Origin of the sequence: Flavipsychrobacter stenotrophus (assembly GCF_002954265.1) — a bacterium.
GTDB lineage: Bacteria > Bacteroidota > Bacteroidia > Chitinophagales > Chitinophagaceae > Flavipsychrobacter > Flavipsychrobacter stenotrophus.
Genome location: NZ_PPSL01000011.1, coordinates 38,800 through 55,960 on the forward strand (window position 1 = coordinate 38,800; position 17,161 = coordinate 55,960).

15 protein-coding genes are annotated in these 17,161 nt (G+C 42.9%); 8 read left to right on the plus strand and 7 right to left on the minus strand.

Features of this window, described 5'->3' with window-relative positions; translation table 11 throughout:
* Positions 1–7: 7 nt before the first annotated feature.
* The 3 genes from CJD36_RS22110 to CJD36_RS22115 all read right to left on the minus strand — a co-directional run bounded on the left by CJD36_RS22110 (position 8) and on the right by CJD36_RS22115 (position 1,633).
* Complete coding sequence (locus CJD36_RS22110) at positions 8–607, minus strand: TetR/AcrR family transcriptional regulator (protein ID WP_205685688.1); 600 nt, start codon at positions 605–607, stop codon at positions 8–10.
* Between the two features lie 128 nt (positions 608–735).
* Complete coding sequence (locus tag CJD36_RS23360; protein ID WP_161499419.1) at positions 736–888, minus strand: hypothetical protein; 153 nt, start codon at positions 886–888, stop codon at positions 736–738.
* Between the two features lie 151 nt (positions 889–1,039).
* A complete protein-coding gene (locus tag CJD36_RS22115; protein ID WP_105041390.1) occupies positions 1,040–1,633 on the minus strand; it encodes a 2OG-Fe(II) oxygenase in 594 nt (197 codons plus the stop codon).
* Between the two features lie 87 nt (positions 1,634–1,720).
* Between CJD36_RS22115 and CJD36_RS22120 the strand changes: the two genes are divergently transcribed.
* Entirely contained in the window at positions 1,721–2,134 is a 414-nt protein-coding gene (locus CJD36_RS22120; protein WP_205685689.1) for a hypothetical protein, read from the plus strand.
* Between the two features lie 46 nt (positions 2,135–2,180).
* Here the strand turns inward: CJD36_RS22120 and CJD36_RS22125 are convergent, their stop codons facing one another.
* Together CJD36_RS22125 and CJD36_RS22130 are read right to left on the minus strand one after the other, a co-directional pair.
* A complete protein-coding gene (locus CJD36_RS22125) occupies positions 2,181–2,801 on the minus strand; it encodes a response regulator (protein WP_105041392.1) in 621 nt (206 codons plus the stop codon).
* Positions 2,782–4,758, minus strand: a complete 1,977-nt coding sequence (locus CJD36_RS22130; protein ID WP_161499420.1) for a tetratricopeptide repeat-containing sensor histidine kinase — start codon at positions 4,756–4,758, stop codon at positions 2,782–2,784. The genes CJD36_RS22125 and CJD36_RS22130 overlap by 20 nt, the downstream gene beginning before the upstream one ends.
* A gap of 175 nt (positions 4,759–4,933) precedes the next feature.
* On the opposite strand from CJD36_RS22130, the gene CJD36_RS22135 reads away from it, so the two are divergent.
* Positions 4,934–5,548 carry a trimeric intracellular cation channel family protein gene (locus CJD36_RS22135; RefSeq protein WP_105041394.1) on the plus strand — a complete coding sequence of 205 codons (615 nt, stop codon included), beginning with the start codon at positions 4,934–4,936 and terminating at the stop codon, positions 5,546–5,548.
* Between the two features lie 8 nt (positions 5,549–5,556).
* Here CJD36_RS22135 and CJD36_RS22140 read toward each other — a convergent pair whose 3' ends face one another.
* Positions 5,557–6,894, minus strand: a complete 1,338-nt coding sequence (locus CJD36_RS22140; RefSeq protein WP_105041395.1) for a phenylacetate--CoA ligase family protein — start codon at positions 6,892–6,894, stop codon at positions 5,557–5,559.
* Between the two features lie 130 nt (positions 6,895–7,024).
* On the opposite strand from CJD36_RS22140, the gene CJD36_RS22145 reads away from it, so the two are divergent.
* Positions 7,025–7,618 carry a TMEM175 family protein gene (locus CJD36_RS22145; RefSeq protein WP_105041396.1) on the plus strand — a complete coding sequence of 198 codons (594 nt, stop codon included), beginning with the start codon at positions 7,025–7,027 and terminating at the stop codon, positions 7,616–7,618.
* Positions 7,619–7,677: 59 nt separating this feature from the next.
* On the opposite strand, the gene CJD36_RS22150 is transcribed toward CJD36_RS22145, so the two are convergent.
* Positions 7,678–7,902: a CDGSH iron-sulfur domain-containing protein gene (locus tag CJD36_RS22150; protein WP_105041397.1), complete on the minus strand. Its 225-nt coding sequence runs from the start codon at positions 7,900–7,902 to the stop codon at positions 7,678–7,680.
* A gap of 125 nt (positions 7,903–8,027) precedes the next feature.
* Between CJD36_RS22150 and CJD36_RS22155 the strand changes: the two genes are divergently transcribed.
* From CJD36_RS22155 to CJD36_RS22175, 5 genes are all read left to right on the plus strand, one after another.
* Positions 8,028–10,226 (plus strand): B12-binding domain-containing radical SAM protein, encoded by a 2,199-nt coding sequence (locus tag CJD36_RS22155; protein ID WP_105041398.1) that lies wholly within the window; start codon positions 8,028–8,030, stop codon positions 10,224–10,226.
* Between the two features lie 92 nt (positions 10,227–10,318).
* Positions 10,319–10,693 (plus strand): hypothetical protein, encoded by a 375-nt coding sequence (locus CJD36_RS22160; RefSeq protein ID WP_105041399.1) that lies wholly within the window; start codon positions 10,319–10,321, stop codon positions 10,691–10,693.
* Between the two features lie 174 nt (positions 10,694–10,867).
* Positions 10,868–12,169 (plus strand): TolC family protein, encoded by a 1,302-nt coding sequence (locus CJD36_RS22165; protein WP_105041400.1) that lies wholly within the window; start codon positions 10,868–10,870, stop codon positions 12,167–12,169.
* 199 nt (positions 12,170–12,368) lie between these two features.
* Positions 12,369–13,463 carry an efflux RND transporter periplasmic adaptor subunit gene (locus tag CJD36_RS22170; RefSeq protein WP_105041401.1) on the plus strand — a complete coding sequence of 365 codons (1,095 nt, stop codon included), beginning with the start codon at positions 12,369–12,371 and terminating at the stop codon, positions 13,461–13,463.
* A 38-nt stretch (positions 13,464–13,501) separates the two neighbouring features.
* Positions 13,502–16,666, plus strand: a complete 3,165-nt coding sequence (locus tag CJD36_RS22175; protein ID WP_105041402.1) for an efflux RND transporter permease subunit — start codon at positions 13,502–13,504, stop codon at positions 16,664–16,666.
* Positions 16,667–17,161: the final 495 nt, after the last annotated feature.

Below are 17,161 nucleotides of genomic sequence, written 5' to 3' on the forward strand. Positions count from 1 at the left end.
AAAAAAACTAAACAGCCAGGTCTAAGATCAATTGCTCAACAGAGCGCATCACCTTATGCCAGTAATTGGTGTTCCCCGTTGCCTTGGTGATCATAATTACACCCTCTATCATAGCCATAATTGTTAGCGCCATTTGTTCCGCATCTGTTTCAGGCTTTATTTCACCGGCACTTATTCCTCGGTCAACTAATCGCACAATTGCATTTTTCCAGGAGATCAGAGCATCTGCTGCTCGTTTCCTAAGTGCGGGATGAGTATCGTCTGATTCTGTTGCGGTATTTAAGATGGGGCATCCACCTACGGGAAACGGGTACTTGAAAAACCCCTCATAGGTGCTTACATAAACAAGTAATTGCTCCATGTTAGTTGTTTTCTTTGCCATTTCACTCTTCACTATATCCTGCACTGTCTTCCAGTTATGATCAAACGCCGCAAGCGCCACCTCTTCCTTGTTTTCGAAATTGCCGTATATACTCCCTTTTGTGAGTTTGGTAGCATTAGTAAGATCAGCCATAGACGTACCCGCATAACCCTTAGTATTAAAAATACCAGCGGTACGCTCAATGATAAACTCACGTGTACGCTCTGATTTTGAGATCTTGTTCACAGAACAAATATACCGATTGGTATATTATTATTGAAATAAATAACGGAATGAGTATATAGAAATAACAAATAACAGGGAAATAGCATTGCGAATGGCTATGCTTTGCGAATGAAGTAAAGCTTGGTTTACTACTTATCTAATACAAACCGGAAAGTGTACACTTTACCGGTTACATCGCGCATCTGTAGTATATAGAGCCCGGGTACAGAATTGACTACAACCAGTTGGGCCCCTTTACTATCTCTTAGTTTTGCCAATGATGGCATTTTAGCGTTTTCCATTGTTGATTTATAATAGAAGCAATTTAAATCAGAAGAAAACAAGATTGTAAAAAAAATGACGAAATGCATGTATTTGGCAATGAAATGCACTTTTATGCACCAAAAGTTAAAATATAAGCAAATAATAATAACCAAAATCGCCATGTAGTTTCTAATTCTTTAGCCAACCGGTTATACTCATTCGCGGGCGCTGAGCAATGGCCACCTCATGTTCTATTTTATCGCTTTGGAAAAAGACAGCTTTCTGATTATTAGGAAGTATAAATAACGCTGAATGATCCTTATTATGAATGATCAGCTGGCCACCATCGGCCTCTTCCCAGTTTTCGTTAAGATAGCTGATCATTGAGAATTTGCGGGCATTATGATTTCTGAATTGATCTTTATGCCTGGCATACCCTTTTCCTTCCTCGTAAAGTGCATAATGGAATTCGCACGAAGTTAATCCCGTATAGCAAGTACTGTTAAGGTGGCTTATGAACTGATCGATAATATCCAAAAATTCCATTTCAGCACTATCTTTTGTCAACGCCTCCAACCAGCATGTTTTATCTCCGCGGTGTGTTTGCGCACTATCACTTACCTGGGAATTGCCAATTCCGGCACGTACCATAAGATCATCACTATCCCGCTGTAGTAAATTCTGGTGCAAGGCTGCCGCAAGCGATGTGCTTAGAAAATTTTCTGAAATACCAATATTACCTGTAATAAACCCTTCTATCAACTCTTCAAACCTTGCTTCCATCTGTGCTGTTCAATGCACAAGGTAGTTTTAAATGGCAGTAATACCGGGCAATAAATAAATGCTGCTTTCGGGCATGATTTTAATGCTATGAATTCAATCTCATTATACATGAATCTGAGCACACAAATAATCTGGCTTTTTGTACTCGCGCTGCCTATTGCGTGCGTGGCGTGGACAGTAACACATGAGGAAGTTTTCAGGGAACCAAGGGAATATTGCAAAGAAAAAAGTAAGCGTTGCAAAACATTGCTGCAACGTAAATTTTTCTACTTATTTACCTGCGAATATTGCTTTAGCCATTATGTAACTATTGTTTTTCTGGTATTGACCGGGTATAAGTTATTACTTGTTGACTGGAGAGGCTATATAATAGCCGGATTTGCTTTGGTGTGGATGGCAAATGGATACATGAGCTTGTTCGCCTGGTTAAGGCAAGGGATAGTAAAAGAGAAGACAGAGATAGTCAAATTGCAAAAGGAAGCAGAAGAAAAACTATTGTAGTGTAGTTTACTGCGGCAGTAGGCATTCTTAGCAAAAAAGTGAACTACTATTTCATATTTTTAGCAGCCCATACTGCCAGGCTGCTGGTACTATGCGGAAGGTCGAGCTTCCGTATAATGTTAGACCTGTGCTTCTCTACTGTTTTCACAGATATGAACAGCATATCCGCAATTTCCTGCGACGTCTTTTGAGTGGCTATGACCTTCAGTATTTTCTGTTCGGCAGGCGTCAGCAGATCCATGTAGGCGCTCGTGTCTGCACCATCTGTTATGGTGATATGCTTTGTAAGCTGCTTGCTGTAATAGCTGATACCATTCGCTACATTATCGAGACACTGCTCCAATTCGTCCAGTGCAAAATCTTTCAGTAAATAGCCCATTACACCTGTTGCCACTGCTTTATCAAGTAGCACCTTCTCTTTGTGCATGGTGAGCAATATTACCCTTGTACGCAAATGTTCCGCGCGAACTTTTGCGGCTATTTCCACACCATTCATACCAGGCATGTTATGGTCTAAGATAGCCACATCAGGGTCAAGGCCAGCTATATTATTCCAGGCTTCTATACCATTGGAGCAACTTGAAATAACTCTATGCTTTTTATTGTCTAAAAAGCTATGTATACCTTGCAGTACTACAGGATGATCGTCAGCAATTAATATTTTCATGGTAAGAGAAAACTAAAGATACTTCAGTTCCTTTGTCTTTTATACTATTTATTTTAAGCTGACCATTTATACTTTCAGCTCTTTGTCTCATAGTTTGCAGCCCAAATGTTTCCGCACCTTTCAACACAATTTCATCATCAAAACCAACGCCATTATCTTTAACTACCAACCCTATCATGCCTTGCTCTTCTTTCAAAATAACGAGCACTGAACTTGCGTTTGCATTTTTGATAACGTTTGTTATCGCCTCCTGGAAAATACGATACACCTGAAGTTCCGCATGCTTGGTTAACCTGCCGGAAAAATCAATTTCTGCTGACACAAATATCTTCTCTGAATGATCGATCTTCTGCAACTGGTTCTCAATAGCGGTTTTAAGCCCCACAACATCAAGCAGTGCCGGATATAGCTCTCTGGCCATTCCGCGCACACTCTCTATAATGTCAGCCACCATTTCCACTTTAGCTTTATTGTCTTCCTGCATAAGCCCATTCTTAAGCAATAGTAGCTCCTGACCCAGGCCATCGTGCAATTCATGCGCAAGGCGGTTTTGTGCTTGCTCAGTATTCTGTAATAGTTTTTGTGCAAATGCCCTGTTGGCCTTCTCCTTTTCTTTCAATTCCCTATTTATCCTATAGCCAAGCAATAGTAATAACACCAGGCAAACTGTTATAAAAAACAACACAATCAACTTAGTATTCTTTGATTGTGTTTCATTAACCGCTATCTGCAGGTTGAGTTGCTCCTCTTTTTGTTTTGTATGAAATTTTATCTGTTCTGCTATAACTGCAAATATCTGTTGCTGATGATGTACGGAATCATTCAGTCGGGTGAATTTTTCATAATTCTCCAGCGCATCTCCAAAGTTGCCCCTTGCTTTATTAAGTAAATATTTATTCTCATAAACGCACCGCCAGCGTTGTATATTCCACGGCTTTAGTGAAGACTCGTAGACAGCAATATGCTTTTCAGCTTCCTTGTAATCTTTAAAATGGATATACATCTTGCTGAGGTGGTATAAGTAATCATAGTACTCATCATTTGTTCCATTCAGCTTTTGGGCCACAACTATTTCACTAAGCCGCTTAGCATCATCGTACCTACCCTCTTGTACAGCAATATTAAACCGGTAAGAATTGATCAGCTGAGTCAAACCTTCCTTGTTACTTTCCCTGCATATTATCTGTTCCAGCGTGTCTAATGATCTCAACGCTTTTGCCCGGTCACCAAGCTCAGTTTCAAAATTAGCCCTGCGTATATACAGGTCAAATAGCTTTTGCGGCAGATTAAGTTTACGAGCAGTTACAATACTCTTATCTAAAAATGCACACCCAATGGCATAGTTGCCCATGTAATAATAGATAACCGCATGGCTTATATTCACATCCACGTTACATTCACTGATACCATTCATATTGGTCTTCAACAGTAGTGAATCGATCTTCTCAAAATACTCATTGGCAATAACTATGTCATGCTTTACATTCATGTAAAATGAACCTAGCCCACTATACCCTTTTATGATCAGACAAGGATCATTAAACCGTTCTGCCAGTCGAACAGAAGTAAGAAAATAATTGAGGGCAGAAGTATTGTCGAGGTGGTATCTTGTAAATAACTTCCCCGTTATGTAAAACAGATAGACCGTATTTTCTGAAGGCTTAGTGGTATCTACTTTGCGACACATTGTTGTGAGCATCACCATATCCTCCCGCATCAGATCTTTCTTAGCACTATCCAGCATGATGTGATAGTTACTAATAAGCTCATCATATTTACCGGCACTGATACAAAGATTTGAATATTTTTGAAACAGCGCACTATCTACCCGCTTCTGTGATTGTAGTTCAGCACGCATCACTGACATAGAATCAGTGGCGGCATCTGAATCATACGCCGCAAAGAGCTTGATCAGAATTAATATTAGAACAGTTCTGAACTTCAGGAAAAATGACAAAACACGTTGATTTAGTTGCCAATATAGTAACTTTTTCACTTGGACTAATAGTTAATAGGGACAGAGAATTTCATTTAGTCTACTATTTTAGTAGACTAAATAAAATTCTCCTACTTTTGCCGATCTTAATAAAATAGGAAAATATCTTTGCTCTCTTTAAAAACCATCGTCAACCATGTCATTACAACATATTTTAGAGCTGTGCGGAATCGCATTCTTTGCTGTATCCGGTGCATTAGTTGCTAATCAAAAATCTAAACCCGATTGGTTCGGTGTCACCTTTATTGGTTTCATTACTTCCATTGGCGGTGGTAGCATCCGAGACATGTTATTGGGCAGCTACCCCCTATCATGGGTAAAAGACCCAACGATAATTTATGTGATCATAGCGTCCATAGTAATTACCAGTTTATTTTTCAACAAGCTCATTCGCTTCAAAAAAATCTTCTTCATATTCGATACTTTGGGAATTGCCATGTTCACCATCTTAGGCACCGAAAAAGCACTCAATTTTCATGTAGACCCTGCCATTGCAGCCATTATGGGTATGTTCTCAGCTATAATGGGAGGGGTTATCAGGGATGTACTCACAAATCAGGTTCCGGTAATTTTCCGCAAAGAGATCTATGCCACGGCATGTCTTATAGGTGCCATCGTTTATCTCATCCTCAATGCACTGAACTGTGAACGATACACATGCCTTATCGCATCTACTTTGATCATCATTGCCATAAGAGTTGTGGCTGTTAAATACCAGCTGTCACTACCTCAGTTCAACAGAGAAAAATAGGCAATCACCTACTTCTTCCGTGTGTCAACTATCCGGTTCAGTTTACCTCCCTCACTTCGTGGTATGGCGCCGGGCATAAGGAAATGCACCTTCATGGTAAGCCCTATATTGTCATTTATCTTTTTCTGTATAGATCTATGCATTGCGCCTAACCTGTCGTGGTTTTTCACTATCTCATTATCCAATGCTACTAATTCCAACAGTTTACTTAGTTCAATATCCAATTCCACCATCACTTCTACTTCATCCATAGTCCCCTCATTCTTTACGAGTAGCTGATAATTATTGGACAGATCAGTGAAACCCTCCAGCACTGCCTCGACTTGGGTATGAAACAAATTCACCCCGCGAATGATCAGCATATCGTCCGACCGTCCCAGTATCTGTCCCATCTTCACATGAGTACGTTTGCCTGCCTTATCATAATACAGGCTCGTGATATCATTGGTCCAGTAGCGCAGCACAGGCATTGCTTTTTTGGTAAGAGTGGTAAATACCAACACGCCATTTTCCCCATAGGGCAATGGTTCACCTGTCACCCTGTCCACTATCTCCGGGTAAAAATGATCTTCCCATATATAGCTACCCGTTCCCTTTTCCTCATGATCTTCCTGAGAGACACCCGGCCCCATTACTTCAGATAATCCATAGATATTAGTGGCGGTAACACCTAATCCTCGCTCTACGTCCGCACGCACACTTTCTGTCCATGGCTCGGCACCAAGTATGGCAAATTTCAATTTCAGACTTTGCGGGTCAATATCTCTGCGTCTCAATTCCTCGGCAATGGTCATTGCATAACTCGGTGTGCAGCACAGCGCATCCGAACCAAAATCCTGCATCAGCATTATCTGTCGCTCGGTCATCCCTCCCGATACCGGCACCACTGCCATCCCCAATCGCTCCGCACCATAATGCAGCCCCAATCCTCCAGTAAACAATCCATACCCATATGCGTTCTGCATGATCATACCCGGCCGGCAACCTGCAGCCACCAATGAGCGCGCTATGACTTCCGAGAATATGTCAATATCTCCTTTTGTATACCCCACCACAGTTGGCTTACCCGTTGTACCACTCGAACCATGAATACGGGATATTTCGTTTTGAGGAACCGCGAACAGGCCGAATGGATAGTTATCTCTTAGATCTCCCTTCTTTGTAAACGGCAACTTGTGTATATCATGTATGCTTCTTATATCAGCCGGTCCTACTCCTGCCTCATCCAGTTTATTCTTATAAAACGGCACCCGCTTGTACAAATAAGCAACTTGTTCCGCAAGCCGCTCACTTTGCAATTGACGCATTTTATCGATCGCCAGGGTTTCTATTTCAGGTTGGTACATGGTGGTATATAATTACTGCTACTCTAAGTTAGGCTAATATTACCTTTGAACTAACCACATGCACCTGCTGCAAGTCCACTATATTTTGCTAATAAGATATAGTTATTAAATTTGAAGCTGATTAACCGCCATGAACAAAACAAGACTGGAAGCCTTTAGCGATGGCGTATTTGCCATTATTATCACCATCATGGTGCTGGAGATAAAAGTGCCGCACGGTGCGGAATGGAGCGCATTACTACCATTGATACCTGTGTTGATCAGCTATATCCTCAGTTTCATTTACGTGGGCATATACTGGGGAAACCACCACCACATGCTGCATGCGGTTAAAAAAGTAACACCCGGCATCATATGGGGTAACATGTTCTTGTTGTTTGTGCTCTCTCTAATACCCTTTGCTACCGCTTGGATGGGCGAGAACCATTTCGCTCAAAATACAGTAATAGTTTACGCAGTGCTGCTGCTACTCGCCGGCGTATCATTTACCACCCTACAGGTAGCCATTGAAAGGAGCAACCCGTTCACTCCCGCGCTGAAGACCGCATTCGGCAAAATGAGAAAGAAGGGATATCTGTCGGTAATAAGTTACAGCAGCGCTATCGCCCTCGCCTACGTTAATAGTGCCATATCCGGTGCATTATTTGTATTTGTGGCCGTAGTATGGCTTATCCCTGACAGGAACATTGAGCAGGCGCTAAAAGATCAGGAAAGTCATCACTAAATAGCATAGCTACGCCTACCACTGCTAGCGCGGCTATTGACGTAAAAATTAAATCAGACTTAGGCCTGCTTTTTAGGAGGAAGTTGAAACGCCACTGCTTCATGCTCAAAATGGCCATTATGTGATCCGTCGCAGAATGGCTTGTTCTTAGATAAGCCGCAACGGCATATAGAAACAACATCACGACCGTCCAGACCATAAGCGTTACCGCTTCTGTCCACGATCTCGAAATCGCCTTCTATCTTCACCGAACCGTTGTTATTTATAGTAAGCTTAGTAGCCATAGTTGTATAATTGAACCGCTAAAATAGGAATAATACAGGCAGTATCGCCCCATTATTGCCAGCTATACCTGTATAAAATCAACTTTAATTTATTTACGATATTTTTGCACGCTAAATAATATCATTTGAGTGCCTCTGTTTTTTTAATAACACCACCGTTCACACAGCTGAATACCCCCTATCCGGCCACGGCTTACCTGAAAGGATTTTTGAATACCAAAAATATCTCTTCCTTCCAGGCCGACCTGGGCATAGAGGTAACTCTGGCGCTGTTCTCAAAAGCAGGGCTACAGCAGCTATTTGGAGGTATTACTACAGAAGGTAAGGAGCTATCTGAAAACATACTGAGGATAATAGCGCTCCAAAACGATTACATAGAAACGGTAGACAGTGTTACTAATTTCCTGCAAGGAAAGAATCCGACACTCGCCCACCTTATCTGCAAAAGAAATTTCCTTCCCGAAGCATCGCGTTTTGCGCAACTTGACGACCTCAACTGGGCATTTGGCAGCATGGGTACGCAAGACAAAGCCAAACACCTGGCCACTATGTACCTCGAAGATCTTTCAGATCTCATAATGGAATGTGTCGACCCGCACTTCGGCTTCAGCCGCTATGCGGAAAGATTAGGCCGATCAGCCAACACCTTCGACGAGCTATACGGGGCACTACAAAAAGAATACACTTACATAGACAATATACTTATCAACATACTTGCAGAACGGATGGCAACCGTACAACCGGCTTTAGTAGCCATATCAGTGCCATTTCCGGGCAATCTGTATGCGTCGTTCCGCTGCGCGCAATGGATCAGAAAAAACTACCCTGGCACTAAAATAGCCATGGGCGGCGGCTTCCCCAATACCGAGCTTCGGTCATTGTCTGATGCCAGAGTTTTTGAATTCTTTGATTTCATCACGCTCGATGATGGTGAAGCACCTGTAGAAAATCTGGTTCAACACATTGAAGGTAAAATACCTGTTGAATCATTAAAGAGAACCTTCGTTCTTGCCGACGGCAAGGTTGTATACATCAACAACAAAGCTTGTACCGACTACAAACAAGGTCAGGTGGGCACTCCCGACTACAGCGATTTCCTCCTCGATAGTTATATATCCGCCATTGAGGTAATAAACCCCATGCACAGTCTTTGGAGCGATGGCCGGTGGAATAAACTAACCATGGCACATGGCTGCTATTGGGGTAAATGTACGTTCTGCGATATATCACTCGATTACATAAGGGCTTATCAACCCATAACGGCATCACTGCTGTGCGATCGCATAGAAGAGATAGTAGCGCAAACCGGACAAACGGGTTTTCATTTCGTTGACGAAGCAGCGCCGCCGGCATTAATGCGGGCACTGGCTTTAGAGATCATCCGTAGAAAGATCAACATCAGCTGGTGGACCAATGTGCGCTTTGAAAAGAGTTTTACCCGCGATCTGTGCCTCCTTCTCAAAGAATCTGGCTGCATTGCTGTTTCCGGCGGATTGGAAGTAGCATCTGACCGCTTGCTCGAATTAATTCAAAAAGGCATCACGGTAGCCCAGGTAGCCAAAGTGAACAAACACTTTACTGAAGCAGGTATCATGGTTCACGCCTACCTCATGTACGGCTTCCCAACACAAACTGCCCAGGAAACCATCGACTCTCTGGAGATGGTCCGCCAGATGTTCCAATCCGGCATCCTGCAATCTGCCTTCTGGCACCAGTTTGCCATGACAGCTCACAGCCCTGTGGGGTTGGAACCCGAAAAGTATAAGGTAAAGAAGGTAAATGCAGAGATCGGAACGTTCGCTAATAACGATATAGTACACATAGACCCAACCGGAGCAGACCACGAAACTTTTAGCCTTGGACTGAAAAAATCGCTACTCAACTACATGCATGGCGCCTGTTTCGATTTCCCGCTGCAAAAATGGTTTGAGGAAAAAGTACCTAAAACCACCATCGCACCCGATTATATTGCCAATCTGCTTAACGAAGAAGAGTACACAAGTGTGAAACCAACCGCCAAAGTTGTTTGGTTGGGTAAGCAGCCCACTGTAGAGTATATTACCAAATCCAAGAAGGGCAACACGTGGGAGATGGCCTCACTTACTTTTCATAGCAAGCAATCCACTATCAACATTAAGGTGAATAAAGAGGAAGGCACATGGCTCGTCAATATTCTGGATAACCTTTCACCTGCGCATATAAAAACCTATAGCATACAGGAAGTAAAAGAAAGTTATGAGAACGCAGGCTTCGATGATTTTGAACTATTCTGGGAAAACAAACCGGTGAACGGTCTATACAAATTTGGCCTTCTTTCTCTGTAACACCTACATTGCCAATAATTCACATATCAAAATAACACAAAGGATTAACAGAATTTTATTTTTTCCCGACGTAGATTTGTACTCTTATAACTATGCATAAAACGCGCTTATATATATTGCAGGGATTGGGCATTATCATGCTCATCTTCGGCTATTTCTTAAGCGACAAGCCCGATAACAAATCGGTAATGCATTTCAATTTACATGGAAACCATGTTTTCACCTCTGCCCCTGATAATGATAATGATGTTCAGCATATTGCTGCAACATCACTATCAGAACACAAAGGCCATCACCACAAAGTAAGGGCGATCAAGTTCTTCTCCCTTAAGCTTACAACACCTATTCCTACCCTCTCCTACCAGTACATTCCACTGGTTTCCGTTGATTACATAATACCACTCAACGAGAGTTACTATTTCTTGTTTTGTAAAGAGATCAATCCTCCTCCTCCCAAGGCTTGCTAAAGCCCATGCTTTGCGGTAATTTCCAATTTCAGAATTGTTTAGATCATTACATCTGTATAGAGGTATTGTATTGCTACACGCTCAAATATTCCATCTTACCGCAATAGCTAGTTTCAGAATCAGGGCCATTCCGCTACCATTACCCATTTTGTAACCAATTACAATTGTTTTTGCATGTCTCACAAACAGCTTGCAAAAGGCTTATATGCATTATGCTGTATTTGCCTTCTGCAATCAACCAACTTGCACGCGCAGCAAATGCCCGCTGCCGATACGCTCAGGCTTACCTTACAACAAGCAGAAAAAACCTTTTTAGACAGCAACCTCCAATTGTTGGCGCAGCACTATAACATACAGAGCAATAAGGCGCTTGTGGCACAGGCCCGTAAATGGGATAACCCTGTGTTGAACACAGATCAGAATGTGTATGCCAATAATCGCTTCTTTGAGCATGGAAGGGATGCCGCAGGCAATCCTACCGGTGAAATATTTGTGCAGGTGCAGCAGCTGATCAGAACCGCGGGGAAACGCGGTCATCAGGTAGATCTGGCTAAAACCAATGTCAACATCGCAGAATGGCAGTTCAACACTGTGTTGCGTGACCTGCGTGCAACACTCATAAAAGACTTCTATAGCGTTGCGCAACTGCAGGCAAATGCGGGCCTGTATAACGACAATATTGAGCGCTTGTCAAAATTGGAGAAAGCAATGAGTACTGCACTCACATCTGGCAATATCGCTAAAAAGGAATACCTGAGAGTGCAGGCATTGATCCTAAATATGAAGCAGGAAATGATTGGCAACGCAAAGGAACTGGCTAATGTTCAAAGCGAACTAAAGACCTTACTACAGGTAACCGGTAATATCTTTATCCTGCCCGTTGCTGATGAAAGCGAACCCGCCAGAATGCCCGAACTGAGCATTTTTGCCATGCTCGATTCTGCCGCAAAGCACAATACCGACTACAACCAGCAGGTATACCAGGTGCAATACAACAGGCAAAACCTGAAACTACAAAGATCATTGGCTGTACCCGACCTGACCATAGGAACAGAGTACGACAACAACTCCAACTATACGCCTAACTATTACGGTCTTGGACTCTCTATACCCCTGCCACTTTGGGACAGGAATAGAGGGAATATTAAATCTGCTAACTGGCAGGTAAAAGCTGAAGAGGCTACCCTGAAACAATATGATCAGAAACTTAAGAACGATGTCCTAAACGCATATCAGAAACTTCAGTTGACCGTGAGCCTTACAGCAAATAATAATGCGGCCTTCTATACAGACTATTCTGCGCTGTACAAGAACATAGTAGAAAGCTATAACAACAGGCAAATAAGCCTGATAGAATTCCTGGAATATTTCAACGACTATCAGGATGTAAGAAAGAATCAGTTACAACAGGTACTTAACCTCCGATTGGCCAAGCAAGAGTTGAACGATGTGGTGGGTGTAGATGTAGCTAAGTAGTAGATAGTAGATCATATTTAGACCCTACACAGCGAACTTCCGTCAGCGCTGGAAGGCCCTGAAAGGGCGACATAAATAGCGAGGGGTTTCAACCCCTCGTACTAAATACAAAAGAGGGATAGCCCTGAAAGGGCGACATAACTTTCTAAGTAAACCTTTAACAACAATTAAAGTAATAAAACAAGCAAAATATATAGTAATGAAACAATCAATTTTGTTGTCTTTCCTGGCAGTTGTGTTGTTTACCTCGTGTGAACATAAAGAACCGGTAGTAGAACAAAGTACCAAATTTGTGCTAAGCGACTCAATGCTGCACATGATAGAGATAGACACCGTTCAGCAGTGTGCTTTGCTCGATGAATTATCCCTAAGCGGAGAAGTAAGCTTCAACGAAAATAATGTAGTGAAGGTGTTCCCACGTACCAGTGGACAAGTCATAGATGCAAAGGTTTCTCTCGGTGATCACGTAAGCAAGGGCCAGGCATTGGCCACAATAAAGAGTGCCGACGTTGCAGGTAATTACAACGACCTGAGCAGTGCTAATGCCGACCTGGCAATAGCTAAGCGCCAGATGGATAATCAGGAGTCTTTGTTTAAAGGAGGCATCAGTAGCGAGCGGGAATATAACGAGGCAAAACAGAACTATGAGAAGTCATTGGCAGCACGCAACAAGATACAATCTGTCATAAACATCAATGGGGGTGGCAAAGCATCAGAAGGTGGCCTGTACACCATCACTGCGCCAATTGATGGGTACATAGTTGAAAAGAAAGTAGCAGCAGGCGCATTCATACGTCCTGATATGGGAGACAACTTGTTTACTATATCCGACCTTAAAAACATCTGGGTATATGCCAACGTTTATGAAAATGACATTTCCAGAATAAAAGAAGGAAACCTGGTTAAGGTTGTACCTATAGCCTACCCCGACAAAGTGTACGAAGGGAAGATCGACAAAGTAAGTCAGGTCCTTGATCCGCAAAGCAAAGCTATGCGTGTGCGTATAAATCTCGAAAACAAGGAGATGTTGCTGAAGCCGGAAATGTTCACCAAAGTAGTGGTCAACAACCAGGATGCCGGCACATATACTTGCTTCTCCAGCAATGCAGTTTTATCGCAGGATGGAAAGAACTATGTAGTCACTTACAACAACAAAAACGACATACAGATTAGCGGAATAGACATCATCAAAACAGTAGGAGATAAAACCTATGTGACAAGCGGTGTAAAACCGGGAGAAGTGCTGATCACAAAACATCAGCTATTCATTTTTAACCAATTATCAAATGAGTAAAATCCCTTCACACGGATCATTACCAAACCATATAGTTTATGAATAAGTTCATAAAGGCGATTATTCACTTTTCCTTACGTCACCGTTTCCTGGTGTTTTTTCTCACAGGAGTACTGGCTGTAATAGGTTTTATCAGCTACAAAAATACGCCGATAGAAACCTTCCCCGATGTAACCAACACACAGATCATCATCATCGCACAGTGGCCTGGCCGCAGTGCTGAAGAGGTAGAAAAGTTCGTGTCTATTCCATTGGAGACCACTTTAAATTCAGTACAGAGCAAAACAAGTTTGCGCTCTACATCTGCTTTCGGTCTGGCTTACATCCGCATCATCTTCGATGATAATGTTGATGACGCATTTGCACGTCAGCAGGTACTGAGCCGACTGTCTAATGCGGATCTACCCGATGGTGTAAAACCCGAAGTAGAACCTCCATATGGCCCTACTGGCGAGATCTATCGCTATACCCTGCATAGTAAAACAAAGAGCATCCGTGAACTTACTGCGATCCAGGACTGGGTGCTAGACAGGCAGTTCAAATCTGTTCCCGGAGTAGCTGATGTAAACAGCTTTGGCGGAGAAGAAAAGATCTATGAGATCAGTGTTATCCCCGGCACATTAGCTAAGTATAACCTCACTTCTTTAGACGTTTATAATGCCGTTACCAAAAGCAACATCAACGTAGGTGGTGACGTATTGGAACGCAATGGACAGGCATATGTAGTGCGTGGCATAGGTATCCTCAACGACATAAGTGAAGTGGAGAATATCATCATCACAAAGATCAACAACGTACCTATTCTTGTCAAGAATGTTGCGGAAGTAAAAGAAGCCGGAAAACCCCGCTTGGGTTGGGTGAGTCGCGACGACGAGAACGACGTGATTGAAGGTATCATTGTAATGCGCAAGGGAGAGAACCCTGCCGAAGTGCTGGAACGTATACAGGCCAAGGTAAAAGACCTGAACGAGAACGTCTTACCCAAGGGTGTAAAGATCAGTACTTTCTACGACCGTACTGTACTTATGGAGTTTGCCACGCACACCGTTATTCATAACCTCATAGAGGGTATCATATTGGTAACGTTGATAGTACTCATTTTCATGGCCGACTGGCGCACTACGCTTACTGTTGCATTGATAGTACCATTGGCACTGTTATTCGCCTTCATGCTGATGCGCCTTAAGGGCATGTCTGCCAACTTACTGAGTATGGGGGCAGTCGACTTTGGTATCATCATAGATGGTGCGGTGGTAATGGTCGAAGGGATATTCGTAGCGCTCGATCATCGGGCCAAAGAGGTAGGTATGGAAAAGTTCAACAAGCTCGCAAAGCTGGGTTTGTTCAAGACCATGGGTACCGAAATGGGTAAAGCTATCTTCTTCTCTAAAGTCATTATCCTTACCTGTCTCATACCCATCTTCGCATTCCAGAAGGTAGAGGGTAAGATGTTCTCGCCATTGGCGTTTACACTCGGCTTTGCATTGATCGGAGCCTTGATCTACACACTTACATTCGTACCCGCACTATCAAGTGTATTGCTCAAAAAGAATGTACGCGAGAAACATAATCCCGTTGTTATCTTCTTCGAGAAATACATCATGATGGCTTTCAAATGGGTATATGCCCGTCAGAAGTTGTGCTTGATAGTAGCTGTAGCAATAATGGTAGTAAGTTTCGCATCAGTAAAGTTTCTGGGTACGGAGTTCCTGCCAGAACTCAATGAAGGTGCACTATGGGTTGAGAGTGAATTACCAATGAGTATTAGCCTGCCTGAAGCTAAACTGACCAGCGATAAGATGATGCAGGTAATCCGCAAATTCCCTGAGGTTAAACAAACACTATCTCAGATGGGCCGCACTAACGATGGCACAGACCCTAAAGGCTTCTTCAATGTGCAGATACAGGTCGATCTAAAGCCAAAAGATCAGTGGCGCAAAGGATTAACTGAAGATCAGTTGATCGACAGTATGGACCAGCAGCTGAAGAAAATACCGGGCTGCGTCTTCAACTACTCACAACCTATTCGCGACAACGTAGAAGAAGCAGTAGCAGGTGTAAATGCTGCACTTGCAGTTAAGATATATGGACCCGACTTCAAGACACTCGATTCTATGGCAAAGGTTGTAAAAACAACTTTAAATGGTGTACAGGGTGTAGATGACTTGGGTATCCTGAAAAACCTGGGACAACCCGAATTCCGTATAGAGCTGGATCAGAAAAAAATGGCGATGTACGGTGTCAACAGCGCAGATGCGAATGCTGTAATTGAAATGGCACTGGGTGGTAAAGCTGCTACTGAACTATACGAGGGCGAGCGTAAATTCGATGTGCGTATCAGGTATGATAAAGACTACCGAAATACAGAGGAGAAAATCTCTCAGCTCCGCGTTCCTACACAAGATAGTACTCGTATACCTATCAGCGAGATCGCCAACATCCGTAAGACAACAGGCCCCGCATTTATATTCAGAGAAAACAATCTCCGCTATATCGCAGTGAAATTCTCCAACCGTGGCCGCGACTTAGGAAGCACAATTGGTGAGGCACAGAAAAAAGTTGCTGCTGCATTAAAGCTGCCCAAGGGTTATACAATGACATGGAACGGTGAGTTTGAGAACCAGGTCCGGGCCACCAATACGCTTAACCACGTGGTACCTCTTTGCCTGCTGGCCATCTTCCTCATATTGTTCATTACCTATGGCAATGTAAAGGATGCGTTACTGACCATCATGAACGTGCCGTTCGCATTGATCGGTGGTATACTTGCACTACACGTCACACATATCAACTTCAGTATCAGTGCAGGTATTGGCTTCATTGCCTTGTTTGGAGTATGCATACAGAATGGGGTTATCCTCATCAGCGTATTCCGTAAAAACCTGAGCGATAAAATGACGTTACACAAAGCCATTGAACATGGAGTGCATACACGTATACGACCGGTGGTTATGACTGCATTAATGGCCGCTATAGGGCTGTTGCCAGCCGCCATAAGTACAGGCATTGGCTCAGAAACACAAAAGCCTTTGGCTATTGTAGTAATCGGTGGATTGATCACCTCTACATTACTTACCCTGTTGATACTCCCGGTTATTTATAGCCGCGTACACAACCTTATCCATAAACGTGAAAACAGGAGACTGCTCCACAAAATGGGAGCAATTGGCAAAGTCCCTGAAACCCCATCTGATTCAAACTAATTTGGATCACTTCAAAACCACTCAAGAGCAAAAGCCCCGTTAATTCGGGGCTTTTGCTTTTTGTATCGATACGCCATTTCACAATTACTATCATCACTACCTAGCTAGCCAATATCTTTATATAGCCGAAAGGCAATGTCATTAAGGTAAGGCGCTAATAGGATGTCATGATGCCGAAGGTATCAGATGTCTATAGCAAAATCAGATACAAATTGAAAAACGATGCCGAAGGTATCGGATGTCTAATTAAGCAAACCACCTTAACTTATTGACATTGCATGAAAGCCTGCCTGCCGGTTGGCAGTGGGGATATAACTATAGACGCGACCTATATCCTTAAGCCAATGTCATTGCGCCTTAGGTGCAAAAGGTTTGTAGCAAACCACCCCCTTCCCACACTGCGTGCCGTAGGTGCGCAACAATCGTAACCGTGTCTGTTTATTGATGCTTAAACAATGCAACTTTGTTAATTGGACAGGTTCTGAAAGAAAAAAC